Source organism: Kitasatospora kazusensis, from assembly GCF_039529945.1.
GTDB classification, from domain to species: domain Bacteria; phylum Actinomycetota; class Actinomycetes; order Streptomycetales; family Streptomycetaceae; genus Kitasatospora; species Kitasatospora kazusensis.
This window is the reverse complement of record NZ_BAAANT010000064.1, coordinates 1-26,963: the sequence shown is the minus strand read 5'-3', so window position 1 is coordinate 26,963 and position 26,963 is coordinate 1. Positions and strand designations below refer to the sequence as shown.

At 71.4% G+C, this 26,963-nt stretch carries 22 protein-coding genes and 1 pseudogene; 11 read left to right on the top strand and 12 right to left on the bottom strand.

Annotation, left to right across the window (positions count from 1 at the left end):
• Nucleotides 1-433: 433 nt before the first annotated feature.
• Complete coding sequence (locus ABD330_RS30155) at nucleotides 434-1,438, bottom strand: serine hydrolase (protein WP_344469468.1); 1,005 nt, start codon at nucleotides 1,436-1,438, stop codon at nucleotides 434-436.
• Between the two features lie 227 nt (nucleotides 1,439-1,665).
• Between ABD330_RS30155 and ABD330_RS30150 the strand changes: the two genes are divergently transcribed.
• The 3 genes from ABD330_RS30150 to ABD330_RS30140 all read left to right on the top strand — a co-directional run bounded on the left by ABD330_RS30150 (nucleotide 1,666) and on the right by ABD330_RS30140 (nucleotide 4,913).
• A complete protein-coding gene (locus ABD330_RS30150) occupies nucleotides 1,666-2,691 on the top strand; it encodes a permease (RefSeq protein WP_425555690.1) in 1,026 nt (341 codons plus the stop codon).
• A 25-nt stretch (nucleotides 2,692-2,716) separates the two neighbouring features.
• Nucleotides 2,717-3,505 (top strand): TIGR03943 family putative permease subunit, encoded by a 789-nt coding sequence (locus ABD330_RS30145; RefSeq protein WP_344469467.1) that lies wholly within the window; start codon nucleotides 2,717-2,719, stop codon nucleotides 3,503-3,505.
• Nucleotides 3,506-3,641: 136 nt separating this feature from the next.
• The gene (locus ABD330_RS30140; RefSeq protein ID WP_344469466.1) at nucleotides 3,642-4,913 is read left to right on the top strand and encodes a hypothetical protein; all 1,272 of its coding nucleotides are present in this window, start codon (nucleotides 3,642-3,644) and stop codon (nucleotides 4,911-4,913) included.
• A gap of 138 nt (nucleotides 4,914-5,051) precedes the next feature.
• On the opposite strand, the gene ABD330_RS30135 is transcribed toward ABD330_RS30140, so the two are convergent.
• Nucleotides 5,052-6,914, bottom strand: a complete 1,863-nt coding sequence (locus tag ABD330_RS30135; RefSeq protein ID WP_344469465.1) for a transglycosylase domain-containing protein — start codon at nucleotides 6,912-6,914, stop codon at nucleotides 5,052-5,054.
• A 471-nt stretch (nucleotides 6,915-7,385) separates the two neighbouring features.
• Between ABD330_RS30135 and ABD330_RS30130 the strand changes: the two genes are divergently transcribed.
• Complete coding sequence (locus ABD330_RS30130; RefSeq protein WP_344469464.1) at nucleotides 7,386-8,915, top strand: carboxylesterase/lipase family protein; 1,530 nt, start codon at nucleotides 7,386-7,388, stop codon at nucleotides 8,913-8,915.
• Nucleotides 8,916-9,015: 100 nt separating this feature from the next.
• On the opposite strand, the gene dnaE is transcribed toward ABD330_RS30130, so the two are convergent.
• Nucleotides 9,016-12,570, bottom strand: coding sequence for a DNA polymerase III subunit alpha (gene dnaE / locus ABD330_RS30125; protein WP_344469463.1), 3,555 nt, complete (start codon nucleotides 12,568-12,570; stop codon nucleotides 9,016-9,018).
• 219 nt (nucleotides 12,571-12,789) lie between these two features.
• Here dnaE and ABD330_RS30120 point away from each other — a divergent pair, with 219 nt between their 5' ends.
• A complete protein-coding gene (locus tag ABD330_RS30120) occupies nucleotides 12,790-13,983 on the top strand; it encodes a saccharopine dehydrogenase family protein (protein ID WP_344469462.1) in 1,194 nt (397 codons plus the stop codon).
• Nucleotides 13,984-14,061: 78 nt separating this feature from the next.
• Here the strand turns inward: ABD330_RS30120 and ABD330_RS30115 are convergent, their stop codons facing one another.
• Nucleotides 14,062-14,622 carry a TetR family transcriptional regulator gene (locus ABD330_RS30115; RefSeq protein ID WP_344469461.1) on the bottom strand — a complete coding sequence of 187 codons (561 nt, stop codon included), beginning with the start codon at nucleotides 14,620-14,622 and terminating at the stop codon, nucleotides 14,062-14,064.
• Between the two features lie 82 nt (nucleotides 14,623-14,704).
• Between ABD330_RS30115 and ABD330_RS30110 the strand changes: the two genes are divergently transcribed.
• The gene (locus ABD330_RS30110) at nucleotides 14,705-15,580 is read left to right on the top strand and encodes a patatin-like phospholipase family protein (RefSeq protein ID WP_344469460.1); all 876 of its coding nucleotides are present in this window, start codon (nucleotides 14,705-14,707) and stop codon (nucleotides 15,578-15,580) included.
• 280 nt (nucleotides 15,581-15,860) lie between these two features.
• Here ABD330_RS30110 and ABD330_RS30105 read toward each other — a convergent pair whose 3' ends face one another.
• Nucleotides 15,861-16,103 (bottom strand): hypothetical protein, encoded by a 243-nt coding sequence (locus ABD330_RS30105; RefSeq protein WP_344469459.1) that lies wholly within the window; start codon nucleotides 16,101-16,103, stop codon nucleotides 15,861-15,863.
• 306 nt (nucleotides 16,104-16,409) lie between these two features.
• On the opposite strand from ABD330_RS30105, the gene ABD330_RS30100 reads away from it, so the two are divergent.
• A complete protein-coding gene (locus tag ABD330_RS30100; protein WP_344469458.1) occupies nucleotides 16,410-17,471 on the top strand; it encodes a Scr1 family TA system antitoxin-like transcriptional regulator in 1,062 nt (353 codons plus the stop codon).
• Between the two features lie 94 nt (nucleotides 17,472-17,565).
• Here ABD330_RS30100 and ABD330_RS30095 read toward each other — a convergent pair whose 3' ends face one another.
• Nucleotides 17,566-17,928, bottom strand: a complete 363-nt coding sequence (locus tag ABD330_RS30095) for a phosphotransferase (protein ID WP_344469470.1) — start codon at nucleotides 17,926-17,928, stop codon at nucleotides 17,566-17,568.
• Between the two features lie 161 nt (nucleotides 17,929-18,089).
• A pseudogene (locus ABD330_RS30090) lies at nucleotides 18,090-18,350 on the bottom strand (phosphotransferase); the annotation flags it as partial.
• A gap of 327 nt (nucleotides 18,351-18,677) precedes the next feature.
• Here ABD330_RS30090 and ABD330_RS30085 point away from each other — a divergent pair.
• Nucleotides 18,678-19,358, top strand: a complete 681-nt coding sequence (locus tag ABD330_RS30085; RefSeq protein ID WP_344469457.1) for a rhomboid family intramembrane serine protease — start codon at nucleotides 18,678-18,680, stop codon at nucleotides 19,356-19,358.
• Between the two features lie 143 nt (nucleotides 19,359-19,501).
• On the opposite strand, the gene ABD330_RS30080 is transcribed toward ABD330_RS30085, so the two are convergent.
• From ABD330_RS30080 to ABD330_RS30060, 5 genes are all read right to left on the bottom strand, one after another.
• Nucleotides 19,502-19,798: a hypothetical protein gene (locus tag ABD330_RS30080; protein ID WP_344469456.1), complete on the bottom strand. Its 297-nt coding sequence runs from the start codon at nucleotides 19,796-19,798 to the stop codon at nucleotides 19,502-19,504.
• 287 nt (nucleotides 19,799-20,085) lie between these two features.
• Nucleotides 20,086-20,487: an aggregation-promoting factor C-terminal-like domain-containing protein gene (locus tag ABD330_RS30075; protein WP_344469455.1), complete on the bottom strand. Its 402-nt coding sequence runs from the start codon at nucleotides 20,485-20,487 to the stop codon at nucleotides 20,086-20,088.
• 582 nt (nucleotides 20,488-21,069) lie between these two features.
• Nucleotides 21,070-23,439, bottom strand: coding sequence for a protein kinase domain-containing protein (locus ABD330_RS30070; protein WP_344469454.1), 2,370 nt, complete (start codon nucleotides 23,437-23,439; stop codon nucleotides 21,070-21,072).
• A 105-nt stretch (nucleotides 23,440-23,544) separates the two neighbouring features.
• Nucleotides 23,545-24,288 carry a hypothetical protein gene (locus tag ABD330_RS30065; RefSeq protein WP_344469453.1) on the bottom strand — a complete coding sequence of 248 codons (744 nt, stop codon included), beginning with the start codon at nucleotides 24,286-24,288 and terminating at the stop codon, nucleotides 23,545-23,547.
• A 54-nt stretch (nucleotides 24,289-24,342) separates the two neighbouring features.
• Entirely contained in the window at nucleotides 24,343-24,864 is a 522-nt protein-coding gene (locus tag ABD330_RS30060) for a SigE family RNA polymerase sigma factor (RefSeq protein ID WP_344469452.1), read from the bottom strand.
• Nucleotides 24,865-25,025: 161 nt separating this feature from the next.
• Here ABD330_RS30060 and ABD330_RS30055 point away from each other — a divergent pair, with 161 nt between their 5' ends.
• The 3 genes from ABD330_RS30055 to ABD330_RS30045 are packed head-to-tail and all read left to right on the top strand — an operon-like array spanning nucleotide 25,026 to nucleotide 26,869.
• Entirely contained in the window at nucleotides 25,026-25,997 is a 972-nt protein-coding gene (locus tag ABD330_RS30055; RefSeq protein ID WP_344469451.1) for an ABC transporter ATP-binding protein, read from the top strand.
• Complete coding sequence (locus tag ABD330_RS30050; protein ID WP_344469450.1) at nucleotides 25,997-26,299, top strand: hypothetical protein; 303 nt, start codon at nucleotides 25,997-25,999, stop codon at nucleotides 26,297-26,299. Before ABD330_RS30055 ends, ABD330_RS30050 begins: the two co-directional genes overlap by 1 nt.
• A 9-nt stretch (nucleotides 26,300-26,308) precedes the next feature.
• The gene (locus tag ABD330_RS30045; RefSeq protein WP_344469469.1) at nucleotides 26,309-26,869 is read left to right on the top strand and encodes an ABC transporter permease; all 561 of its coding nucleotides are present in this window, start codon (nucleotides 26,309-26,311) and stop codon (nucleotides 26,867-26,869) included.
• The last annotated feature ends 94 nt before the right edge of the window (nucleotides 26,870-26,963 follow it).

The following is a 26,963-nucleotide window of genomic DNA, read 5'->3' as shown; positions in this document are numbered from 1 at the left end:
ACTCCGGGCGGGCAGTCGTCGGTGAAGCAGGAAGTCGTCCCACCGCAGCGCTCACACGCAGCGGCTCAGCCGCGAGGCTGAGGGGAATCCCCGGCGTCCACGCCGGGGAGGAAGTCAAGACTCTCCCTCAAGGACGGCGTGGCGTCCGGACACCCATTGGCGCGGACCGATCGCCGCGCGGGCCCGAGGGTAGCGCGGCCGCCCGCCCACCCCGCACATGGGAGGGCCCCGATGATCCGCCGGTGCTCCTCGGCGGCCGGATCACGTTCCCGTTGAGCCCGCTTGCGGCCGGGTATCCGATGGAGCCGTAACGGCCCGCGGGGGCGACCGGCGGACCGTTACGGGTGGTCGGGCTCCAGGGCGTGACCGGGGCATCGGTACCAGGCGTTCCTGGCGGCGTGGATCCGCCTGATCCGGGTGGTGGCGGCGTCGGTCAGTGCGCGACCGGCCCGAACGGCGCCGAGCCGTCGGAGAGCTCGGGTGCCCGGGTGTTCCCGCTGCGGGGAGCCGCTGCGGGAGTGCGGGTCCCCAGAGCGGGGCCCAGGTCGTTGTGCACCGCGGCGGCGATCAGCTGGATCGTGTCGATCCCGTACGACTCGGTGGCGTTGTCCTGGGTCAGGACCGCCATCCGGTAGTCCTTGGCCGTGCCGGTGAAGATGCCCAGGCTGTGCACCCGCCAGCCGTGGGTCGCCCGCGGCAGCCAGCCGTTCTTCACGTGCGTGGTGACCCCGGCCGGCGCGCCGTACGGGGTGCCCCAACGTTGGTCGGCCTCGACCTGGCTCATCAACTTCAGGCCGTAGGCCTTCCCGCCCGGCGTGAGCACGTTCGGGTTGCCGGTGTAGACGTCCAGCGCCTTCAGCTCGTCGGCTGCGGTGATCTGGGTGAGACCCCAGTAGCCGGCGGTACCCAGCTGGGTGTCGTTCATCCCCGCCAGCTTCAGGAAGGTCTGGAGGTAGGGCATGCCCAGGCTGTTCCAGAGGTTGGTGGCCGCCGTGTTGTCGGACGCCGTGATCATCTGTTCCAGGTTGCTGTCCTCCCAGTCGGTCAGGAAGCGGTGCTCGTCCTCGGCCCGGCGCAGCACGGCGCCCATGACGGTCGCCTTGACGACGCTCGCCGAGTCGAAGTGCAGGGAGGCCTGGTAAGTGCAGGACACGCCGGCCCTGGCATCCGAGACCGCGAAGGCCACCGTGTCCTGACGGCCGGCCAGGGCGGTCGCGAGGTCCTGGGACAGGCGGGCGGCCAGCTGGGGGTTCAGCGTGGAGGAGCAGTAGGCCGGGGTGGTCGGCACGGGTTTGGGCACGGGCCAGGGCGCGGTGCGGGGCACCGCCGCCTGAGCGCCTGCGGGCACGGCGAACGCCAGCAGCGCCACGGCCGCGCCGGCGGTCAGGCGGGCGAGCGGGCGGCGTATTCGGGCGCGGGTGCGCGTGCGAGCTGTCATCAGGGAGGGACCCTTCGAGAGACGGGTGGAGCCGCTCCGGGAACGAGGAGGAGCGGTCCGGTGCCGGGAGATATCACGCACCGTCAGAGATCTTGGTTCCAGGGGCAGGTGGTGCTGCGGCCGGCCTGCGGTACGTCTGGGGGCAGCCCTGTGTTCGATCGGTTCGAGTTGACGCTCTATCGTCCGGGAGAGTGCCGAGAGGCGATCCCGAGGAGCGGCGTACAGGTATGACGGACCAGAGCACGATCGCGCCGGACCGCCCGTCCGGTGCCGAAACCCCGGGTAGGCGGACGGGGGCGCGGCGGCCCCCCGGTTCCCTGGAGCTGCTCGTCGCGGGCATGGCGGTCCTGCTCGCGGGGCAGTACTGGGCGGGCGACTGGCTGGACACGCCCGGGGTAGAGGCCTGGGCGACGGTCTTCGTCGCCATCTGCGTCCAGGCCCTCCCGTTCCTGGTGCTGGGCACGCTGCTCTCCGCGGTCATCACCGCGCTGGTGCCGGCGTCCTTCCTGGAGCGGGCGCTGCCGAAGCGGCCGGCTCTCGCCGTCCCGGTGGCCGGGCTCGCCGGCGCCGTGCTGCCGGGATGCGAGTGCGCCTCCGTCCCGGTGGCGGACGGGCTGATCGCGCGCGGGGTGGCGCCCGCCGCCGCGCTGGCCTTCCTGCTCTCCGCCCCGGCGATCAACCCGGTGGTGCTCACCGCGACGGCGGTCGCCTTCCCCGGCCGGCCGGAGATGGTGCTGGCGCGGTTCGCCGCGTCGCTGGCCACCGCCGTCGTGGTGGGCTGGCTGTGGGCGCGGTTCGGCCGCCCCGAGTGGCTGCGTCCGTCGGTCCGGCGGACGCAGCCGGCCGGCGCGGGGCGGTGGACGGCCTTCCGGGCCGCGTTCGCGCACGAGTTCCTGCACGCGGGCGGTTTCCTGGTGGTCGGCGGCATCACGGCGGCGACGCTCAACGTGGTGGTCCCCAGGCAGCTGCTCGGCGGCCTCGCGCACCTGCCCGGTCTCTCGGTCCTGGTGCCGGCATTGCTGGCGGTGGTCCTGGCGGTGTGCTCGGAGGCGGACGCCTTCGTCGCGGCCAGTCTGAGCGCCTTTCCGCTCGCGGCCCGGCTGGCCTTCATGGTGGTGGGCCCGATGGTCGACGTGAAACTGGTGGCGATGCAGGCCGGTACGTTCGGCTGGTCCTTCGCCTGGCGGTTCTCCAGCACCACGTTCACGGTCGCCGTGGCGGCCTCGGCACTGGCGGGCTGGTGGCTGCTGTGACCGGCCGGACAGGAGGGGTGGCACGGTGAAGCGTGAGGTTCAGGCGATGCTGCTGGTGCTGCTGGGTTCTGCGGCGCTGCGCATCTCGCTGTTCAGCGACACCTATCTGCGGTACGTACGGAGGGCGTTGGGGCCGTACCTGGTCGCCGCCGGGGTGGTGCTGGTGGCGCTGGGCGCGGTGAGCGCCGTCGCCGCCCTGCGGGGCTCGCGCGACGAGGACGCCGAGGGCACCGAGGACGCCGGGGGCGACGAGGAGCAGCACGAGGGCCACGGCCACGGCCCTGGCGAGGGCCACGGCCACGGCGAGGGCGACGGTCACGGCCACGGGCCGCGGATCGCGTGGCTGCTGGTTCTTCCGGTGGCCACCATCTTCCTCGTCTCACCGCCCGCACTCGGCTCGTACACCGCCCAGCGTGCGGCGAGCGCCGTCACCAAGCCGGCCACGGCCGCCGCCGGCTTTCCGGCGCTGCCCGCGGGCGACCCGCTGGTGCTGCCGTTGGCGGAGTTCGACGTGCGGGCACTCTGGGACACCTCCCGTCCGCTGGCGGGCCGCCGGGTGAGGCTGCTCGGCTTCGCCACCCCGAAGAGCGGTGGCGGGTGGTACGTCACCCGGCTGGTCATCAGCTGCTGTGCCGCCGACGCGCTGGCCTACAAGGCCGAGATCCGCGGTGCGGCCGCTCCGCCCCCGGGCAGTTGGGTGGAGGTCACGGGTGTCTGGCAGCCCGACGGGCAGCCGGCCCGGCCCGATGCGGTGCCGGCCTTGACCGCCGCGCAGGTGGTTCCGGTGCCCCAGCCGCGCGATCCCTACGAGTGAGCGAGATCACGACCGGACATTCCGTGTGACACATGTGGTGGTCCGGAACGTCTTTCCTCCAGGAGGAACCAGATTCCTCGTCAGTCAGTAGTAGTGACTGACAGTCGGTCCGTAGGACTTTCCTGGAACGGGGTTGATGGTGAGGACCACTCGGCGTACGGCCGTCCTGCTCGCGGGAGGCACGGGTATCGCGGTCGCGCTGGCGCTCGCCCCCATGACGCGGGGCGCCGGCGGCCGGTCACCGGTCTCCGCCCAGTCGGCCGGCGCCCTGCCGGCCAGTGCCTCGCCGAGCGGCGCCTTGGGCGCCGGTCCGACCCCCCGGCCGACCCAGCCCTGGGACGGCAAGGTCCAGGTGCTCGGTGACGGGTCGACCTCCGAGACCGGGCCGCAGCCCAAGCAGCCGCCGGCCGAGAAGCTGAAGCCGGGCGAGAAGCCGCCGCAGTTCGTGGTCTTCTCCTGGGACGGCGCGCTGGAGGGCGACGACCACCTGTTCTCCCACTTCCGCGAGGTGGCCAAGGAGAGCAACGCCCAGATGACGTTCTTCCTGAGCGGCATGTACCTGCTGCCGAACTCCAAGCGCTATCTCTACCACCCGCCCCAGCACCCGGTCGGCACAGCGGCCATCGACTTCCCGACGGACGCGCACATCAGGGACACCGTGGAACAGCTGCGGCAGGCCTGGTTGGACGGCGACGAGATCGGCACCCACTTCAACGGCCACTTCTGCGGCCCCAAGGGCGGTGGCGACTGGAGCACCGCCGAGTGGCAGAGCGAGATCCAGCAGGACTACTCCTTCGTCGACAACTGGAAGACCAACACCGGCTTCTCCGACATCGCGCCGCTGCCGTTCGACTACCAGAAGGAGCTGGTCGGCGGTCGCGCGCCGTGCCTGGAGGGGCAGAAGACCCTCCTGCCGGCCGCCAAGGCGCTGGGGTGGCGCTACGACGCCAGCTCGCCGGGCGACTTCCAGATCTGGCCGGCCAAGACCGGCGGCATCTGGAACTTCCCGTTGCAGGAACTGCCGTACCCGAAGCAGAACTTCCAGGTCCTCTCGATGGACTTCAACTTCCTCGCCAACCAGAGCGGCGGCAACCCCCAGGGCGACCCGTCCAAGTACGCGGGCTGGCAGAAGGAGGCCAAGGACGGCTACCGGAACGGCTTCGAGCGCGTCTACAACGGCAGCCGGGCGCCGCTGTTCATAGGCAACCACTTCGAGTCCTGGAACGGCGGCATCTACATGAAGGCCGTCGAGGACGTGATGCGGGACGTCTGCAAGCGCGACGGCGTACGCTGCGTCTCCTTCAAGGAGCTCGCCGACTGGATGGACGCCCAGGACCCGAAGGTGCTGGCCAAGCTGCGCCAGCTGGACCCCGGGCAGATCCCGGACTGGACGAGCATCGTCAAATGACCGTCACTGTCACCGTCACCGTCACCGGATGACGGCAGGGCCCGGACGCCTCTCCTGAGGCCCCGGGCCCTTGTTCTGCGGCCCGGGCCCTGCTCGTGCGGCCCCGGTCGCCTCCCGTGCGGGCCCGGGGCCGGACGGCTACTGGGCCGGCAGGGACTTCATGTAGGTGCTCCAGATGTCGAGCGGGTAGCCGGTGGCGGCGGTGGACTTGGCCGGGTCGCCCTGGCCGTCCAGCGGCAGGGCCTCCACGCCCTTCGCGTCCAGGCGGAACACCGCGACGGCCGTGGACACCTGCCCGCTGTAGCCGACGAACCAGCCTGCCTTGTTGTCCTGCGTGGTGCCGGTCTTCCCGGCCACCGTACGGCCCGGCAGCTGCGCGGCGCGCGCGGTGCCGCTCTGCACCGCGCCCACCAGCGCCGCGTCGACCTGGCCCGCCACCTCCTGGCTCAGCACCCTTGCCGGAGCCGGCTTCTGCACGTTGACCGAGGCTCCGTCACGGGTGATCCGGACGACCGAGTACGGGTCCGTGTGCAGGCCGCCCGTCGCGAAGGCCTGGTACGCGTCGGCCATCCGGACCGCGCTCGGCGTGGAGTTGCCGAGGGAGAAGGCCGGCACCTGTGCCCCCAGACTGTCGGGGAGCAGCCCCAGGTCGGTGGCGGTCTTGTTCACCTTGTCCAGGCCGACGTCCAGGCCGAGTTGCATCATCGGCGTGTTGACGGACTGTTCCACCGCCTGGCGCAGGGTGATGCTGCCCCAGGACCGGCCGCCGTCGTTGATCCCTGTCACGATCTTCCCGTTGCGGTCCCAGTACGGGCCTTCGGGGGTCATCAACTTCGCGTTGTCGTCGCCGTTGTAGCGCGTGGTGGGGGAGACCGGCGTACGGTTCGTGTCGCGCTGCCGCTGGACGCCCTGGCCGAGCGCGCCGGCGTAGACGAACGGGGTGAACGCCGAACCCGCGGGCACCATACCGGCGTTGGCGTTGTCGAAGCCCTGCTTGAGGTAGTCCGGTCCGCCGTAGACCGCGAGTATCCGTCCGTCCGCCGCCACCGTGGCGGCGCCGACCCGCAGTGCCGGGTCGGCGCTCTGCCGGGCTCCCGCCGCCTTCACGGAGTCGGTCAGCGCGTCCTCCTTCGGCTTCTCGAAGGTGGTGTAGATCTGGTAGCCGCCCAGGTCGAACTGGGCGTCGGAGATGCCGCTGTGCGTGATCACGTACTGCTTGGCCATGTCCACCAGGTAGCCGGTCTGGCCGCCCAGCCCGGCCTGCCTGGGCGGGTCGATGGGCTCGGGGAAGGTGGTGTAGGTCGCCCGCTCCGCGGCCGAGAGCTTCCCGATCTTGACCATCCGGTCGAGGGTCGACTTCCAACGGCCCACCGCCCGCGCCCGGTTGTCGGGGCGGACCGCCGGGTCGTAGAGGCTGGCCCCCTTGAGCAGTGAGGCGAGGAAGGCGCCCTCGCTCGGGTTGAGCTCCGAGACGTCCTTGCCGTAGTACGCTTTGGCGGCCCGCTGGATGCCGTACGAACCGCGGCCGAACCAGCTGGTGTTGAGGTACCCCTCAAGGATCTGCTGCTTGCTCATACGCTTGTCGAGCTTGATCGCCATGAACATCTCGGTGAACTTGCGGCTCACCGTCTGCTGCTGGTTCAGATAGGCGTTCTTCACGTACTGCTGGGTGATGGTGGAGCCGCCCTGCGTCTGACCGCCGCCGGCCATGTTGTACACGGCCCGGCCGATGCCCTGGGGGTCGACGCCGACGTCCGTGTAGAAGGTGGCGTTCTCGGCGGCCAGTACCGCCCACTGCACCCCCTGGGGCACCTTCTCCAGCGGCATGTCCTGCCGGTCGACCATGCCCGTCCGGGCCATCTCGGTGCCGTCGGCCCAGTAGTAGACGTTGTTCTGCTGGGTGGCGAAGGCCTTGAGGTCGGTCGGGATCTTCGTCTGCGAGTAGGCGTAGCCCACCACGCCGAACAGGGCCACGATGCCGAGCAGCAGGGTCGTCAGCACCTGCCGCCACGAGGGCAGCCAGCGGCGGACCCCTCGTCGTCCCGGCCGGGGGTAGCCCCTGGGTTTCCTGGGGGCCGGGTCTCCCGGGCCTGCCGGACGCCCCCGGCGCAGCAGGGGCGGGAGCGCGTTGCGCAGACGTCCGCGTGCGACTGTGCGCCGACTGTCGGCAAGCATAGGTGGCCCCCGTGATCTGCGTCCGCGATCCAATGTTCTCCCTATAAAACGCTTTAAGGATCATTCTGGTTTCGCGGACGAACGTCTCGATTCCTGACGCGACGTCGCGCAGCTCCCGGTGCCCCCGGGGTGCCCGCTCCCGTCCGGGCGCACCCGTTGGCGGACGGCCTCTCAACTCTCCCCAAGCGGAGCGTGGTTGCGCATCCACAGCTCGTCCGGACCGGCATTGTCCGCCGTGTGATACACCTGTATCATCAGGATCGGCTCCTTGTCGTCCAGAACGAAAGGCTCCCGATCATGCGACTTCCGCTCCTGCTGGTGGCCGCACTGACCACGGCCCTCGCCCTGCCCGCCGCACCGGCCCGGGCCGAACCCGGGCCCGTGAGCCGGGGCGTGGTCGTGGCGACGGACTCCGGTCCGGTGCACGGCGCCTCCCACGACGGATACCGGACCTTCCAGGGCATTCCGTACGCGGCGCCGCCGGTCGGGCAGCTGCGCTGGCGCGATCCGCAGCCGGTGGCGCCCTGGCCGGGGACGCGTGAGGCGACCGCGCCGGGCAGCCCCTGCCCGCAGCTGACGGCCACCGCCCTCGTCGTCGGCAACGAGGACTGCCTCACGCTCGACGTGACCGCACCGGCCCGGGCCGAGCGGCGGCCGGTGATCGTCTGGCTGCACGGGGGCGGCTTCGTCTCCGGCGCGGGGAGCGACTACGACCCACACCGGATGGTGGTCACCGGCGACGTGGTGGTGGTGACGGTCAACTACCGGCTCGGCGTCTTCGGCAACTTCGGCTACCCCGGGCTGGCCGGATCGGGGACCTTCGGGCTGGCCGACCAACAGGCCGCGCTGCGCTGGGTACGGCTGAACGCCGCCGCGTTCGGGGGCGATCCCCGCAATGTGACGCTGGCCGGGCAGTCCGCCGGCGGGATGAGCGTCTGCTCCCAGCTGACCTCGCCCTCGGCGGCCGGTCTGTTCGACAAGGCGCTGATCCAGAGCGGCTCGTGCCTCATCGACTACCCGAAGGACCTGTTCTGGCCGGGCATGGCGGCCGGGTCGCCCTGGACCGACCGGAGCACGGCCGAAGGGGCCGGCCACGGGGTCGCCACCCAGGTGGGCTGCGGCTCGCTCGACTGTCTGCGGCAGGCGCCCGCCGCCGCCCTGATCGCCCACAACGGCCTCTTCGCCAAGCCCGCCTACGACACCCCGCTGCTCCCGGCCGAACCGGCCGCAGCCCTGCGGGAGGGCCGGTTCCAGCGCGTTCCGGTGCTCGAAGGCGGCAACCGCGACGAGCACCGGGGCTGGGTGGCGGCCCTGCAGAGCGCCTACGGGCCGATCACCCCGCAGCGCTACGGGCAGCTGCTCGCCGACAGCTTCGGCGACCGGGCGGGCCTGGTCGCCGAGAGGTACCCGCTCAGTGCGTATCCCTCACCCGCGCTGACCTGGGCGGCCGTCGCCACGGACCGGATCTGGTCCTGCCCGACCCTGGCGGCGGACCGCCTGCTGGCCCGGTACACCGCGGTCCACGCCTACGAGTTCGCCGACCGCGACGCCCCCGCCCAGCCGGACTTCCTCCCCGGATTCCCCTACGGCGCCTACCACGGCTCGGAGTTGCCCTACCTCTTCGACGTGGCCCACTGGCCGGCGCAGCTCACCACCGACCAGCAACTCCTCGCCGACCGCATGATCCGCGACTGGACGGCCTTCGCCCGCACCGGCCACCCGTGGCCCCGCTTCCGGGGCACCGAAGCCATGTCCTTCCAGCCCGACGGCCCCCGGACCGTCAACCTCGCCCAGGAACACAACTGCGACCTCTGGGCAATCGGCTAACCCATAGGGGCGCGGGGAACTGCGCGAAACCGGAAGGGCACAGGTCGTCGCCCTCCGATCTCGCGTAGCTCCCCGCCCCCCGGGGCTACCCGAGCGGAGCTCAAACGCTCCAGGCCGACGGCCCCAGCAACGTCTTGACCTCACTCGCGAACGCGTTGTCCGTGTTGACCAGGAACCCCAGCTCGTACAGCACGTCCTTCTGCCGACTGGTCGTCATCAGCCGGACCGGAACGTCACCCGGGTGCGACCGCAGGGAGCGCTTGAGTTCGCGGATCAGGGTGGGGTTGACCCGGGCCTCGGGGATGGTGATCTGGATCGGGGGCTTGCCGCCGTGCTCGGCGGAGGAGATGTCGAGGGTGGTGATCTCCTGGCCGAAGATGCTCAAGCTGCCGTCGCGCTCGTTGAGGCGGCCCCGGGCGGAGATGACGTTGTCCTCGACCATCTGGTCGGCCATCAGGTTGTAGGTGGCGGGGAAGAACAGCACCTCGACCGAGCCGTCGCGGTCGGCGAGCGTGATGATCGCCCAGGCGTTGCCCGCCTTGTTGATCCGGCGGTCCACCGCCGTGATCAGCCCGGCGAGCTTGACCTCGCCCTCGGTGCGGCCGGAGCCGAGGAGTTCGGCGATCGAGATGTCCCGGTTGCGGGAGAGGATGTGCTCGGCGCCGTCCAGCGGGTGGCTGGAGACGTACAGGCCGAGCATCTCCCGTTCCAGGCTGAGCAGTTGCTTGCGCGGCCACTCACGGTCGGTCAGCTCGAAGTCCAGCCCGATGGTCTGGATGTCCTCGCCGGTGTCCATCGCGCCGAACAGGTCGTCCTGCCCGATCGCCTGCTGCTTCTTGACGCCCGTCACGGCGTCGATCGCGTTCTCGTGCACGGTGGTGAGCGAGAGCCGGGTGTGGCCGAGCGAGTCGAAGGCACCCGCCTTGATCAGCGAGTCGATGGTGCGCTTGTTGCAGACCACCAGCTCGACCTTGTCCAGGAAGTCGGCGAAGGAGGAGTACTTGCCCTTCTCCTTCCGGGTCTTCACCAGCGACTCGATCACCGGCACGCCGACGTTGCGCACCGCCTTCAGGCCGAACCGGACGTCGCTGCCGACGGCGGTGAAGTCGACCACCGACTCGTTCACGTCGGGGGAGAGGATCTTGATGCCCATCTGGCGGCACTCCGCCAGGTAGATGGCCATCTTGTCCTTGTCGTCCGCCACCGAGGTGAGCAGGGCGGCCATGTACTCGGCGGGGTAGTTCGCCTTCAGGTAGGCCGTCTGGTACGAGACCAGCCCGTACGCGGCGGAGTGCGATTTGTTGAACGCGTACCCGGCGAACGGGACCAGCACGTCCCAGACCGCCTGGATCGCCTCGTCCGAGTAGCCGCGCTCCTTGCAGCCCGCGTGGAACGGGACGAACTCCTTCTCCAGGACCTCTTTCTTCTTCTTGCCCATCGCCCGGCGGAGCAGGTCTGCCTGTCCGAGGCTGTAGCCGGCCAGCACCTGGGCGGCTCGCTGCACCTGCTCCTGGTAGACGATCAGGCCGTAGGTGGGGCCGAGGACCTCCTTGAGGGGCTCCTCCAGCTCCGGGTGGATCGGGATGATCTCCTGCTGCGCGTTCTTGCGGAGCGCGTAGTTGGTGTGCGAGTTCATGCCCATCGGGCCGGGCCGGTAGAGCGCCGAGACGGCGGAGATGTCGGCGAACTCGGTGGGCTTCATCAGCTTGAGCAGGGCGCGCATCGGGCCGCCGTCGAGCTGGAACACGCCCAGGGTGTCACCGCGGGCGAGCAGTTGGTACGTGGTCGGGTCGTCCAGCGCGATCTTCTCGATGTCGACGTCGACACCGCGGTTGGACTTCACGATCTTGATGCAGTGGTCGATGATGCCCAGGTTCCGCAGACCCAGGAAGTCCATCTTGATCAGGCCCATGGCTTCGCACGACGGGTAGTCGAAGCCGGTGATGATCACGCCGTCCTTGTCCCGCTTGTGCAGCGGGACGAGTTCCAGCAGGGGGGTGGAGGAGAGGATGACGGCGGCGGCGTGCACGCCGGTGCCGCGGATCAGGCCCTCAATGCCGAGACCGGTGTCGATGATCTTCTTGACGTCGGGCTCGTTGTTGTACAGCGAGCGGATCTCGGTGCCCTCGTTGTAGCGCGGGTGCTTCTCGTTGAACAGGTCGGCCAGCGGCACGCCCTTGCCCATCACGTCCGGCGGCATCGCCTTGGTGATCCGGTCGCCCATCGCGAAGGGGTAGCCGAGGATGCGGTTGGCGTCCTTCACGGCGGCCTTGGCCTTGATGGTGCCGAAGGTGTTCACCTGCGCGGTGTACGCCTCGCCGTACTTGTCGGTGACGTAGCGCACCATCTGGTCGCGCTGGCGGTCGTCGAAGTCGATGTCGACGTCGGGCGGGTTGATGCGCTCGGGGTTGAGGAACCGCTCGAACAGCAGGTCGTGCTCCAGCGGGTCCAGCTCGGTGATCCGGGTCAGGTACGAGACCATCGACCCGGCCGCCGAACCACGCCCCGGGCCGACCGGGATGCCGTTGTCACGGGCGTACTGGCAGATGTCGGCGACCACGAGGAAGTACGCGTCGAAGCCCATCGGGGAGATGACGCCCATCTCCAGCTCGACCCGGTCCAGCACCTCCTGGCTCGGGTTGTCGCCGTAGCGGTGCTGCAGCCCGGCGGCGATCTTCTGGCGCAGGAAGGACGCCTGCGTCTCGCCCTCCGGCACGTCGAACTGCGGCATCCGGTCGACGTAGTTGAAGACCTCGTCGTACGGCTCGATCCGCTCGGCGATGGCCAGCGTGTTGGCGCAGGCCTCCGGCAGCTCGCGGAAGAGCGCCTGCATCTCCTCGGGCGTCTTGACGTAGTAGCCGTCGCCGTTGAACTTGAAGCGGTTCGGGTCGTCCTTGTTCTTGCCCACGCCGACGCAGAGCAGGCTGTCGTGCGCGTCCGCCTGGTCGGCGGTGACGTAGTGCGAGTCGTTGGTGGCCAGCAGCGGGATGTTCAGCTCTTTGGCCAGCCGCAGCAGGTCGTCCCGGACGTCCTTCTCGATGGACAGCCCGTGGTCCATCAGCTCAAGAAAGTAATTTTCCTTGCCGAAGATGTCCTGGTACGCACCGGCGGCCTTGACGGCCTCCTCGTACTGGCCCAGCCGCAGCCGGGTCTGCACCTCGCCCGAGGGGCAGCCGGTGGTCGCGATGATGCCGGCGGCGTTCTCGGCGATCAGCTCGCGGTCCATCCGGGGCTTCATGTAGTAGCCCTCCATCGACGCGAGCGAGGAGAGCTTGAAGAGGTTGCGCAGGCCGGTGACGTTCTGCGCCCACATGGTCATGTGGGTGTAGCGGCCGCCGCCGGAGACGTCCTTGCCGCCCTCGCCGTCGGCGCTGGCCACCCGCTGGCCGCCGGGGGCCCAGAAGGTCTGCTTCTTGTGGAAGCGCGAGCCCGGCGCGACGTACGCCTCGATCCCGATGATCGGCTTCACGGCGCCGCCGAGCTTCTGCGCGCTCTGGAAGAACTCGTACGCGCCGAACATGTTGCCGTGGTCGCTCATCGCGATGGCCGGCATGTTCTGCCGGTGCGCCTCCGCGAAAAGCTTCCCGTTCTTCGCCGCCCCGTCCAGCATCGAGTACTCGGTGTGGACATGCAGGTGCACGAAACTGTCGGCCACGGGTGAAGGCTCCTAGGGGCGGTTCGAAGGTGGAACAGGGGGTGCTGCGGGAGTGTCGCGAGGTGCTGCGGAACACCACCGGGGAGGTACCACCCTAACGCGGAGCGCGCCTTGATCAGGTGCCGCTCCGGTGTCTCCTTCACCCCTTTCAGCCTATTGACAGCCTGTCCAACGCGTCCCTAGCGTGAGGCGCCCGCCCACCCCCTCGTAGGGACTTCCATGGCCGACCGGCGCCCGTACGACCTCGTCCTGTTCGGCGCCACCGGCTTCACCGGAGCACTCACCGCCGAATACCTCGCCGCCCACGCGCCCGACGGCTGCCGGTGGGCACTGGCGGGCCGCAACCGGGGCAAACTGGAGGCCCTGCGCGAGCGGCTCGGCCGCCCGGACCTGCCACTGCTGGACGCGGACTCCGGCGACCCCGGTTCCCTGCGGGCCGTCGCCGAGTCCGCCCGGGTGGTGATCTCGACCGTCGGGCCGTACCTCCGCTACGGCGAGCCGCTGGTCGCCGCCTGCGCCGAGGCGGGGACGGACTACGTCGACCTGACCGGTGAGCCCGAGTTCGTCGACCGGATGTACGTACGGCACCACCGGCGCGCCGTCGAGACCGGCGCCCGGCTGGTGCACGCCTGCGGCTTCGACTCCGTCCCGCACGACCTCGGGGTGCTCTTCACCGTGCGGCAGCTGCCCGGGGACGCACCCGTCTCGGTCCAGGGCTTCGTCCGGGCCGGCGGCACCTTCTCGGGCGGGACGCTCGCCTCCGCGCTGACCGTCGTCTCCCGCCCGCTGGCCGGTGCGCGGGCCGCCCGGGAGCGCCGGGCGGCCGAGCCGCGTCCGGCCGGGCGGCGGGTGCGCGCGGCGGCCCGGCCGCCCAGGTGGTCGCGCGAGGCGCGGGCCTGGGTGCTGCCGCTGCCCACGCTGGACGCCCAGGTGGTGGCGCGCTCCGCGGCCGCGCTGCCCGCCTACGGCCCCGACTTCCGCTACGCGCACTACGCCGCCGTGAAGCGGCTGCCCATCGCCCTGGCCGGGGTGGCGGGCGCGGGGCTCGCGGTGCTGGCGGCCCAGCTCGGGCCGCTGCGCCGGGGGATGTCCGGACTGCGCAAGCCCGGCCAGGGCCCGGGGGAGGCGGAGCGCGCCGCCGCCTGGTTCACCGTCCGCTTCGTCGCCGAGAGCGGCGGCCGGCGGGTCTTCACCGAGGTCTCCGGCGGCGATCCCGGCTACACCGAGACCGCCAAGATGCTCGCCGAGTCCGCCCTCTGCCTCGCCTTCGACCAGCTCCCCGAGACGGCGGGCCAGCTCACCACCGCCGTCGCGATGGGCTCCGCCCTGATCGACCGCCTCACCGGCGCGGGCCTGCGGTTCCGCGTCCTGGACGCGGCGCCGGCCGGCCCGCCGGGCCGGGTCCGGGCGTAGCGGCGGGCGCCGCTCGGGGGGCGTCGGGGACCTTCGGCGCCCGCCGGGGCCCGTTGGCGTCCTTCGGCGTCCTCCGTTTCAGCGTCGGAGGAGTGCGCAGAAGCGGTCCAGGGCGCGGTCGGCGCGGTGGCGGTCCCCGGTGGTGGTGAGATCGAACAGGAGGCCCCGGACGACGGCCATGATCAGCGTGGGGGTGGCGGTGTCGTCCGGGCCGGTGGCGAGATCGCGGAACGCGGCGCGGAGGGTGTCGAACCAGTCCGTGATCGCCTCGGCCCGGTCGGGGTAGTTCTCGGGGTGGGTCAGGCCGTCGGCGTGCACCTCGAAGAACAGCCGCACGAACGGCGCGCGCTCCGGCGCACTGATCCAGGCCCAGATGCCGCGCAGGCGTTCCTCCGCGGAGGCCGCCGCCGGCGCGCGGTGCGCGGCCAACCGTGCCGCGCCGCGGCGGCGGGCCTCGGCCAGCACGGCGGACACCAGCTCCTGCTTGCTGCCGAAGTCGTAGAGCAGCATGCGCGGGCTGGTGTCGAGGGCCGCGGCCAGCGGCCGCAGGCTCAACCCGGCCAGGCCGTGGGCGAGTACGTAGTCGGTCGCCCGCGCCAGCGTGCGTTCCCGCCGGGCGGGGTCCGGGGGTCGTCCCACGGTGGATCGTCCTCTCGGTGCACCTGATCTGAGCCTGCGTCAGTATATGATACGACTGTTTCAATAACGGGGGGAGACAGTCATGAACGCACCCGACCGGGCACTCGTCCTGGGCGCCGGAGGCCTCGTCGGCATGGCCTGGACGGCCGGACTGGCCTGCGGACTGCGCCGGGGCGGCGTGGATCTCGGTGAGGCCGACCTGACCGTCGGCACCTCGGCCGGTGCGATCGTCGCCGCGGTGCTGGCCGCCGGCCAGGACCCCGGCCGACTCGCCACCCCGGTGCGTCCCACCGACTCCAGCAGCGGCCCTCCCCAGGTGGACGGGCGCCGGGTGGGCGAGGCGTTCGCCGTGCTCGGCGATGCCGCCTCCAACCCGGCCGAGGCCCGGCGCCGGGTCGGCCTGATCGCACTCGCCGCCGAGACCGGCCCCGAGCAGGCACACGTCGCCCGGATGCGCGCCATGGCCGGAGCGGAGCACTGGCCGGACCGGAGGCTGCTCATCACCGCGATGGACGCCGAGACCGGCACACCGGAGGTCTTCGACCGGACCGGCGGCGCGTCACTGGCCTCCGCCGTGGCGGCGAGCACCGCCTTCCCGGGCATCTACCCGCCGATCACCGTCAACGGCCGCCGGTACATGGACGGCTCCCTGCGTTCGGCGACCAACGCCGACCTCGCAACCGGAGCCCGCACCCTGGTCGTCATCGACCCGCAGGCGCACCTGTTCCCCCGTGAGCTGCTCCAGCAGGAGCTGGCGGCCGCCGGGGCGCACACGGCCGTGACCATCGAGCCGGACCCGGCATCGGTACGCGCATTCGGCCCGGACCTGAACGACCGGACGGCCTGGGAGCCGGCCTACCAGGCGGGTCTCCGCCAAGCCGCCGACGCCGCAGAACAGCTCCGCCTCGCATGGACCCCCGCCGGAGCACCGGCCGGCGAGAGCACCGCCCACCGGTAGGGCGGCTGATCCGTCGATTCGCCGATCCGTCGGCGCGGTGGAGCCGGTCACCCGGTGCGCTCGTCCCGGTTCTCGTACAGCTGCGCGCGGAGCCGGACCCGCTGGACGTACCGCCCGGCCCGTTCGAAGCCGGTCAGGCAGTACGGGAGGGTCACGAGACCGCTGTCCGCCGGGATCTGCGGCCCCGGAGCGACCAGCGTCTGACGGTCGCAGCAGACGCAACGCCCAAGCCGCCACTGGTGGTTGGGCGGAAACGGGACGGGTGAAAGTGCGGTCACGGTCATCCCCGCCGCCTGGTGTCCCGGGCCCGGCGCCGGGCGGCGCGGCGCATGAACGGCTCGGACGCCGACACGCAGACCATGACCATCGGGCAGGCGGTGAACATGAACAGCGCGGCCCGGGTGGAGAAGCTCGCGCCGTCACCGAGCGGCAGCGTCACCAGCAGGCCCGCGCCCACGCTCACCGTGACGGTGACCGCCGTGGCGATCAACAAGTCGGCCGAGGAACCGAGTCGGGGGCTCATCGGCCCGCCCCACTACTGCCCGTCGCCGCCAGCAGGGTCCGGCACCGGGCGCACGAACAGCCTTCGTACGCCTGCGGGATGAGACCGGTTGCCCGCCGGGAGACCTCGGGGTCGTAGTCGGCGAGCGGCGACCAACCGGGCGGACCGGCAGCGGTGTCGACCGTCCGGGACGTCGCCTCGGGTATGGGCGGGATCTGCTGCCCTGGTGTGTTCCGAGCGCTCACGGCGCCCCCTTTCGTCGTTCTGTGTACCAGCATCGGCACGCAGAGCTACGCTCGGAAGCCCTTAACCGTTGACAATTAGGGCGTGTTGGCAGTGGCCGGAGCGAACACAAATCGAAAGAGTTCTGAACGGCCATCGTCGCCGGAGACGGCCTTTGGGACACAGCTCCGCAGGTCACGTGAGGCAGCTGGACTGTCCCAACGACAGCTGGGGCGGCTGATGGGTTACACCGGCACTTACATCTCGTACCTCGAAAGTGCAAGGCGAGTGCCAACAGAGGCAGTGGCCAAGGCAGCTGACAAAGCGCTGAAGACCGGCGGCACCCTCGAACTCATGTGGCGGACCCATGCGTACACCGGCCTCCTAGAAGGGTTCCCGGAGTACGCGGCCTTCGAGGCCAGAGCCGCGGAGGTCAGCATCTTCGAACTGGCGGTCATCCCCGGCTTGTTGCAGACCAAGGAGTACGCGGCGGCCCTGGCCGATGCCGACGTGCGTCGTGGAACGATCACTCAGGACCAGGCCGCGGAGCGAGTCGCCTTCCTGATGTCCCGCCAGGAGAACCTGGATCGATCTCCCCGCTCCACACTCCAGATCGTGCTCGATGAGAGCTGCCTGCGGTGTCCGGTCGGCGGTTCCGAGGTGCTGAGCCGCCAGTTGGCATACCTCGAAGTACTTTCCGCCCGACCCGGGATCGTGCTTCAGGTCGCCCCGGCGTCCCTCGGTGCGGAGCGGCCGTTCGTATTGCCGGTGACGCTGCTTCGCATGCCTGACGGTGCGACAGTCGGCTACACGGAGACGATGAAGAGGGGCTTCCTGGAGCGGGACAAGGCGACGTTGGCCAGATGGGTGAGGGATTACCATTTGCTCCAGGTCGAGGCGCTGTCGCAGGTCGCTTCCCGCGCACTCATCAGTAAGACACGAAGGGACATTTGCCACATGAACGACGTTGATCTGACCGACGCTCCCTGGTTCAAGTCGTCTTACAGCGCGAACGGCGGCCAGTGCATCGAGGTGGCAGACGGCTTCGCCGGCATCGTGCCCGTTCGTGACAGCAAGGATCCCGAGGGCCCGGCTCTGGTCTTCCCCGCCGACGCGTTCGCCTCGTTCGTTGCCGCGGTCAAGGCGGGAGACTTCGGCGCTGTCTGACCGTCCGGAGCGGTGAGCCCCCGTCACCCCGGGAAGGGGTGGGCGGGGTCTCGTCGTGTCTGCCGTCCCGCAGGGCCGTTATGCCCGGGCCGGTTCACCGTTCGGTGGCCGCCGACAGGACCGCGCGCAGACGTGACAGGCATTCGTCGGCGAAGGCGGGAAAGGTGTCCTGGTAGTACGACAACCCGCTGACCGCGACGGCGACGGCCCACGCCCGGGCGCGTAGCCACGTCAGGTCGTCGAGGCCGATGGCGTCCCAGTACGCCTGCCGGGCCTCGGGCGGAAGGTCCCACAGCGGTGAGTGTTCGGCGTCGGGAAGGCCGACGGAGAGACCCCCGAAGTCGATGACCGCGTGCAGCTTCCCCCGCCGCACCAGGAGGTTGGTGGGTTTGAGGTCGCCGTGGAGCCAGACCGGCGGGACGGTCGGCTCGGGCAGGGCGAGCGCGCTGCGCCACAGTTGTTGCAGGTGTGCGAGGTCGAGGTCGAGGCCCTGGATCGCCCGGCAGTCGTCGAAGGACTGGCTGACCCATCCGTCGCAGCCCGCAGACCGCCTCCGCGGTACCAGCTGAGGTCGCCCTGACGGGTGGCTCCCATGAGGGGGGTGGAGTGCAGGCTCCGTACGGCCTCCGCCAGGTCGGCGCCGAACGCGGGCCAGTCGGTGACCGATCCTGGGCCGGGCACCTCGCCGTCGATCCAGCGGTACACCGACCAGGCGAGCGGGAAGGCGGCCCCCGGGGTGCCGGTGTGCACCGGTTCCGGGATGCGGCAGGGGAGATGCGGCGCCAGCCGTGGCAGCCAGTGCTGCTCCTTCCGTACGGCCGGAGCGTTGTCCGGGGTGCGCGGCAGCCGTACGAGCAGCTGGTCGCCGAGCCGGTACATGGTGTTGTCCGTGCCCGCGCCGGCCGGTGAGACGGGGAGCGCGGCCCACTCCGGCCGCTGCTCCCGCAGGAGTGCCCGCACGACCGTCTCGTCCGCCCGGATCTCGTTCTCGTGAAGTGTCACGGCGAGAGCCTTCCGCCCGGCCTGCCCCGCTGCCAGTGGTTTTCCGTCCGCCACCGGACACGCCGCCCGTGGCTTCCACCGGCGTCACCCGTCCGTTCTGACATCTGTCAGGGCGGACGGGTGACGGAACCTCCTGCCCGGGCGCGGGACTTGTCGATCACAATGGTGCTGCGGCCAGGGAGGCCGTCGGGGGAGGTCAGGGCAGTGAACCGGCATGTGATCGAGCTGTACGCCTGTGCGATGGCGGTCATGGTGGTGGGCGTCAAGGTGATGACCGCGGTGGAGCCGGCGGCGGGTGAGCTGCCGCCCCCGCTGGCGCTCGCGCGGGTCGTCCGGTCGCGCCGGTCGCCGGTGACGTGGGTGGTGCTGGCGGCCACCGTGGTGATGGCCGTGTTGCAGTACGCCGTCCCGGGGCTGGCCGATCACCTGGTGCGCCGGCCCGGCGCCTGGGCGGACGGGCAGTGGTGGCGGGTGTTCACGGCCCTGTTCGTCCAGTCGTCCGGGGCGGTCCAGATCGCGGTGAACCTGCCCGCCCTGCTGGTGGTCGGCGTCGTCGCCGAGCGGGTGCTGGGCCGGTGGCGCTGGCCGGCGGTCTACTTCGCCGGCGGGCTGGCCGCGCAGTACGTGAGCCTGGTGAGCTGGTCGCCGCACGGCGGGGGCTGCTCGGTGGCGATCTGCTCCCTGGTGGGAGCGCTGGCGGTGATCTGCTGGGCGCGGGGGCTTCCCACCGGGGAGGGGCGCAGCTGGTGGGCGCTGGCGGTCCCGGCGGCCGGGCTGCTCCTCTGCGCGTTCCACAACAACCACGGCGTCGGACTCGTCGTCGGATCGGTCCTCGGCCTGGGCATCGCCCTGACCACCGGCCCGGACACGCCGCAGACCGCCTGACGGAACATCAGGAGCGTGTGCGGCGGCCGCGGTACCGTGCGGGCGGCCCGCCGGCCGCCCGTCGGGCAGTCGATCAGCGGGGAGCGGCCGCCGGGTGTACCGGAGGGAGGCTCATCCGGTCCGGCTCCGGCCGGCCGCGGAGATCAACGGGTCACGACGGTGTGAGTCGGATAGACCTTGGGCTGCGGATTCGGTACACCGATTTCCTGCAGGATCGGCACGATGGCCTTGCCGAACTCCTGGAACGCCTCCTCCGACTCCCAGACGTCGACGACGAGCCAGCCGTCGGGGGTGGGGGCGGAGGTGTGCGAGATCAGACCGGGGACCGGCCAGTCTGCCGCGCTCTTGACCGGGCCGGGCCGTCCGGAGACCATCTCCGCGCTCTTCTCGTACTGGGCCTGGGTCATCCCCGGGACGTCGAAGACTGCCACGATCGCCATGCTGAGCTCCTGTTCAGGCTGGTAGAGAGTCTGACTGGAGTCGACCATCCCGGTGAGCCGCCCGCATGCGGGCGGAGCCGAGCGGGCGTACCGGGGAGTTCCGGGGCCCGAGGCGATGATCTTCGGTCATCCCCGGGCGAGGCTTCGCGCCGGCCAGGCCGTTCGCAGGGCCGGCCGGCAACTGCGGCAACTGCGACAGCCCGGTGCCCGGTGGCCCGCGCCGAATCGTGGGCGTGGGCACCGGGCACCGGGCGAAGTGTTCTGCGCAGGCCGGGACGGCCTGGTTCTTAGTACCAGTGGTGGGTCTGCCAGAACGCCCAGGCGGCGTTCGGGCTGCCGTAGCGCTCGTCCATGTACTTCAGGCCCCACTTGATCTGGGTGGCGGGGTTCGTCTTCCAGTCCGCGCCGGCCGAGGCCATCTTCGAGCCCGGCAGGGCCTGGACCAGGCCGTAGGCGCCGGAGGAGGCGTTGGTGGCGGAGGTGTTCCAGCTGCTCTCGTGGGAGACGATCTGCTCGAACGAGGCGAGCTGGTTGGCCGGGACGATCTGGGCGGCCAGGGCCCGCGCGGAGGAGGCCGGGGTGGCCGCGTTGGCGACGGCGGGGGCCACGACGCTACCGAGGGTGGCGATACCGGCGACGGAGGCGAGCAGGGCGGCCGAGGTACGCAGGCGGGTGGAGAAAATGCGCATGGAGAAGCGGTTCCTCAATCTGTGAGCTGCGCTCCTGTCCGACGGAGAGCCGCACGCCTGGCAGGGGCCGGTGCGGTCGGGACGGGGCGCGGCACCCGCTGGGAGCGGGGCCTGGCGGACGAGTGCCGCAGCGGGAGAAGTGCTGCGGTCTCTGGCGACTCCGCAATTGTTAGCGGGCCCGATTGCCGCTGCCAAGACCCCCTTGATACGACGCCGCGTCGTAGTCGGCCGGGACGATCACGCCGCCGAAGTCCCCGCCGTTACCCCCGACACAACCCCGCAAACCACCCGGTTTCCGGCTGCTCCGGCGCCCGGGTGCACCCCTCTGAGCTGCGCAGATCGTCTGCTACACCGCCAAACCCGGCAGCCGGTGGTTTCCGGCCCGTCTGGACCTCCCGGCGGCCGTCCGCCGCCGCGCGGACGATCAACTACCCGGCTCCGTAGTCCCGTGGGGCCTGTGAGGACCCTCACCCGCGGACCGCCCCGACGCGGCCTCGGGGTGCCGTCCGGGCCGTGGGCGGCGTCACAGTTCCAGGGCCGGCCGGCCCCGCAGACCGTTCGTCTGCGGGGCCGGTGAGCGGGTCAGACCGGCGGCAGGGCGTAGATCCGGTCGCCCTGGGAGGCGATCAGGCGTTCGCCGTCGGTGCCGAACTTCCAGTCGAGGGCGTCCAGGAGACCGTTCTGGAAGGTCCAGCGGATCTTGTGGGCCTTGGTGTCGACGGCGTAGATCCCGTTGTTGGGGGTGGCCACGAAGACGGTCTCCTTCACCACGATCGGGGAGACCGCCATCGAGCACTCGTTGGTCAGCGGGAGCTTCCAGAGCTCCGTCCCGTCGCTGGCCTTGTAGGCGTACAGCACCGGGGCGGTGGCGGGCGTGTAGTCGAGGCCGGTCATGTGGACGCTCTGGCCGCCCAGCACCGAGTAGACCACCCCGTCGCCGACGGCCGGCGGGCTGTACCAGAGGTGGCCGTCCGTGGAGGTCTTCACCCAGGCCTGCTTGCCGCCGTCGACGTTCACGGCCTGGATGCCGCTCCCGGCGGCCGAGCAGAAGACCCGGTCGCCGTCGGTCGCGGGCTGGTAGTAGGAGCCCCGGGAGTCGGTCTCGGCGAACCAGAGCTGCGAGCCGTCCGTGACGCTGCGGGCGACCAGATTCTTCTGCGAGTCGGTGTAGAGGAGGGTGTTCTTCGCCAGTACCGAGTTCACGGCATAGTCGGCGCTGGCCTGGCGCTGCTTGCTCCAGAGCACCGAGCCGTCCTTGCGGGAGAGCGCGAAGATGCCCGGGATGTCCTTGACGTCCATCTTCGGCAGCCCGTTGGCGTCCAGCTCGCCGAAGCCGCACATCGCGTAGACGGCCTTGTCGTCGGCGGCCAGCACGGCGCCCGAGCTGAGCGAGTACTTGCCGTCGGCGGTGTTCTTCGCGCTGTACTTCCACAGGATCGCGCCGGTCGCGGCGTCGATCGTGGTGATGTCGATGACCGAGCCGTAGGAGACGGTGCCGCCGGCGATCGCCAGGTTGGTCGCGGAGGCCTCCGGCTGGGTGAACCGCTCCTTCCCGTTGGACACGTCGAGGGCGTACAGGCCGTCCCCTCCGATGTACGCCACACCGTTGGCGCAGAGCGGGGCCGCCTGGATGGGGTTGTCGTTGGCGAGCTTGTACGTCCACAGCGCGGCCGGCGGCACACCCGGTGCCCGGCTCACCACGGGGACGGGCGAGGCCGAGCCCGAGATTTTGGGCGACGCGGTCGGGTGCGGCCCGGGGGAGGGCTTGCCACTGCCGGACAGTGCCCAGGCGGCGGCCCCGCCGAGCGCGGCGACCAGCGCGGCGCCGCCGCCGGCCAGCAGCAGGCGCCGGGAGGGCTTGCCGGGCTCGGCGGCGGGCTCGGCGGCGACCGGGGCCGGGCCGTCGGCGGCCGGCACGGGGGCGAAGACGGGGGCGGGACCGAAGCCGGGCGCGGGCTGGGCGGCGGCCCCGCCGCCCAGCCGCATGGTGCCCTCGGCCGGCGCGGCCAGGCCGACCTGGGTCGGCGTCGGGACGGCCGCGTTGCCCCGGGCCGGGGTCTCCATGTCCATCACCTCGGCGGCGTGCGCGGCGATGTCCGAGGAGACCGGCGCGGGCAGCCAGGCGGCGCGGGCCAGCGTCTCCTTCGACCCGAGCAGGGCCGACAGCTCGGCGGGGGTGGGCCGGTCGGCGGGGTTCTTGGCCAGGCAGGCGGTGATGGCGGGCCGCAGTTCGTCCGGCAGCCCGGTCAGGTTCGGGTCGTGGTGGATGACCCGGTACAGCAGCGCGGCGGCGGACTGGGTGTCGTGGCTGAACGGGCCCTGCCCGGTGGCGGCGTACGCCAGCACCGAGCCGAGCGAGAAGACGTCGCCGGGCGCGCCCATCGGCGAACCCTCCGCCTGCTCGGGGCACATGAACCCGGGCGAGCCGACCACGATGCCGGTGCTGGTCAGCTTGGAACCGTCCATCGCCCGGGCGATCCCGAAGTCGATCACCCGGGGCCCGTCGGTGGCCAGCAGGACGTTGGAGGGCTTGAGGTCGCGGTGCACCAGCCCGGCGGCGTGGATCGCCCCGAGCGCCTCGGCGAGGCCCGCGCCCAGGGCCCGCACGGTGTCGGCGGGCAGCGGCCCGTGCTCGGCGACCGCCTCGGTGAGCGAGGGGCCCAGCACGTACGCGGTGGCGAGCCAGGGCGAGGGCCCGTCCCGGTCCGCGTCGACCACCGGCGCGGTGTACGCCCCGCTGACGGCCTGCGCGGCGGAGACCTCGCGGCGGAACCGCTCGCGGAACTCCGGGTCCTCGGCGAGTTCGGCCCGCACCACCTTGACCGCCACGGTGCGGCCGCCGGCCGACCGCGCGAGGTAGACGCGCCCCATGCCGCCGGCCCCGAGTCTGGCGAGCAGCCGGTACGGGCCGACGGCCTCGGGGTCGATGGGCTCCAGCGGCTGGATGGGCATGGTGGTGTTCCCCCGTTTACGCGGCGCCGACTACCGGACCGTCCGGGTGACGGGCGGACGGCGCGCCTGCTGACCGGGAGATCGTACGGCTGCAACCACCCGGCGTCAGCTCCCGGTACCCGGTTGGGGTCTGTCGGCTGGTCCGGCGCCGATCGCCCAGCGCGGGCTGCGGGCGATCTGCTGCCACTGAGCCAGTGTCAGCGACCCGTCGGCGGCCGGACTGTCCTGGCGCACCGTGAGATGAACCTTCACACCATCCGCCCCGGTCGCCCAGATGTCGTACCCGTACCAGGCGCCGCCGCCGAACACCTGGGTGACCTCCGACCGGCCCGGGCCGACGGTGACGACCGTGCACTCCGTCCGGTCGGCGACGGGCAGCGTGGAGCTGTCGCAGCCCGGCCGGACGTCCCGCGCGAGCGGGCCGTACAGCGTCACCGCGAGCGTGAGCGGGCCGTGCCCGCCGTCGTACGCCAGGGTGAGCCCGGTCCCGGCCGGCGCGTGCTGCCCGGGGGTCTGCGGGCCGGTGTCCTGTTGCCCGGCGTCCTCGTACTGGCGCAGCGAGGCCCCGGCCGGGAGCAGTGTGGCCAGGGTGCCGAGCAGGTCGCGGTCGGCCAGGTCGACGGGCCGCTGCACGGCCGCGGCGGCGGGGCGGGTCCGGACGTCGAGGAGTGCGCTGCCGCAGACCAGCCCGGCGACGACGGCCACCGTCGCCGCCAGCTGGGCGATCCGGCGGCGCAGCCGCAGCCGGCGGCCGCGCCGGCCGGCCTCGGCGACCATCACCGCCACCGGTACCGGCAGGCCGCTCAGGCTCTCGCCGAGCATCGTGCCGAGTCGGTCTTCAAACTCCATGGCCGGGATTCCTCGGGGTGTCGTTCACCAGCGGACGGGCGGGGAGGGGCGGGGTCACTCGCGGAAGAGCAGTTCGCGGTCGTCGCCGAGGATCTCCCGGAGCTTGGCGAGCGAGCGGCTGCTCAGGTTCTTCACCGCGCCGGTACTGCACCCCAGGATCTCCGCGACCGCTTCGACACTGTGGTCCTCCAGGTACCGCAGCACCACCACCGCCCGGTTCCGGGAAGGCAGTTGGCGCAGCGCGGCGAGCAGTGTCAGCCGCAGGTCCGCCGAACCGCCCCAGCTGTGGCCGAGCCCGGACGCGAGGTCGGTGAGGTCGGCGACGGCTATCTCGCCGGAGCGGCGCAGCCTGCGCTGCGAGAGGTAGGTCCGCAGCAGCACCTTGCGGGCGTACGCGTCGAGCCCGGGATCGTCCTCGCCCTGGCGCAGCCGGCCCCAGACCGCGTACATCTTGGCGAGCGTGGTCTGGACGAGGTCCTGCGCCCGGTGCCAGTCGCCGCACATCAGGTACGCGACGTGGAAGAGCCGCCGCGCCCCGTTGGCGGCGAACTCCTCGAAGCCGGGTGCCTCGTCCATCTGCCGTCCCCCATGTGTCCGTGCCCATGCTCCGGGCCCTGCGTTTCGGGCCCCGCGTTTCGGGTTCCCGCAGTCAGCACGCCGTGGAGCCTGAGATGGTGTCACGCCAATTTCCGCCCGGTCGCCGGGAATGCTCGAATGGAAGGAACGGGAGGTGGCCCATGACGGCACCAGCGGCACCCGACCCTCCGGTGGTGATCCGGGCCGAGGGCCTGACGAAGGCCTACCCGAAGGCGGACTACGCGGCCGTCGACGGGCTCGATCTCAGCGTCCGGCGCGGCGAGCTCTTCGGTCTGCTCGGCCCCAATGGCGCGGGAAAGACCACCACCGTCGGCATGCTCACCACGCGGGTAGTGCCCACCAGCGGCTCCGCCCGGATCGGCGAGGTGGACGTGGTGGCCCACCCGGCGCTCGTCAAGCAGGTCATCGCGGTGGTCTCGCAGCAGAACACCCTGGACCGCTCGCTCACCGTGCGGGAGAACCTCTACTTCCACAGGCTGCTCTTCGGGATGCCGAGCCGCCGGGCCCGGCAGGTGGCGGACGAGTTGCTGGAGCGCTTCCGCCTCGCGAAGTGGGCCGACTCCTCGGCCTTCGCGCTCTCCGGCGGCATGGCGCAGCGCCTGATGGTCGCCCGCGCGATCGGGCACCGCCCGGCGGTGCCCTTCCTCGACGAGCCCACCTCGGGCCTGGACCCGCAGAGCCGGCTCGCGCTCTGGGAGATCCTGGCGCAGCTGATCGCGGACGGTCAGACCATCCTGCTGACCACCCACAACATGGAGGAGGCCGACCAGATCTGCGACCGGGTGGCGATCATCGACCACGGCCGGCTGCTCGCCCTGGACACTCCGGCCGGCCTCAAACAGACCGTGCACGCCGACACCGTGGTGACCGTCCAGGGCCGGGGCGACCGCGCGGCGCTGGCCGAGCGGCTCTCGCACGGCGTGGACGGGGTGCTGCGCACCCGGCAGATCGAGGGCGGCGTCGAACTCCAGGTCACCGCGACCGAGCGGTTGCTGCCCCGGGTGGTGTCGGCCGCCGAGTCGGACGGCTTCAACGTGGTCGACCTGTCGGTCAGCGGGACGACACTGGAGACGGTCTTCATCAGCCTCACGGGGAAGGAGCTGAGGGACTGATGGCCACCACGACCACCGCGGACGCCATCGTGCCCCGGCCGCCGCGGACCGCCTTCGAGTCGGCCCGGTCGGCACTGGGTGCGTTGGTCCGGCGGGACCTGCTGGTGCTGCGCAGGCACTTTGGGGAGTTCGTCCTGCGGACGATCATGCAGCCGTTCCTCCTGGTGTTCATCTTCCTGTACGTCTTCCCGACCATCGGCCAGGGCGTGGGCGGCGGGGGCGGCCGGGCCGGGGAGTCGGCCTTCGCCACCGTGCTGGTGCCCGGGGTGGTGGCGATCTCGATCATGTTCCAGGGCATCTAGTCGGTCGCCATCCAGCTCTCCCAGGAGTTCGGCTACACCCGCGAGATCGAGGACCGGGTCCAGGCGCCGTGCCCGATCTGGCTGGTCGCCGTCGCGCGGGTGTTCTCGGGGGCCACCCAGGGGCTGATATTCGTCGTCATCGTGCTGCCGATCGCCGCCGTCGTCCACGCGCCGGGCGTGCACGCGCACCTCAGCGTGCACTGGTGGGTCGTGCTGACCCTCGTCCCGCTGGCCTGCCTCGCCATGACCTCGCTCGGCCTGCTGCTCGGCACCAGCTTCGAGCCGCGCAACACCGGCGTGATGTTCGGCTTCGTGGTCCTGCCGCTGGTCTTCCTGGGAGGCACCTACTACCAGTGGACCAGGCTCTCCCTGGTGCACGTCGGCGGCTTCCACTGGCTCCAGGTCCTGGTGCTGGCCAACCCGCTGATCTACATCACCGAAGGCATGCGGGCCGCGTTCACCGACACCTCGCACATGCCGCTGTACGTCATCTATCCCGTCCTGACCGCCTTCTGCGTGCTCTTCCTGGGCCTTGGGCTGCGGAACTTCCGCCACCGCGTGCTCTCTTAGTACTCCAGCCGTAGATCGTGATCTTGCTGGTGAGGGGCGCCGCGGAGACGGGTGTGGCCACCGTTGATCAGCTGGACGAGATCGACCGCGCCAT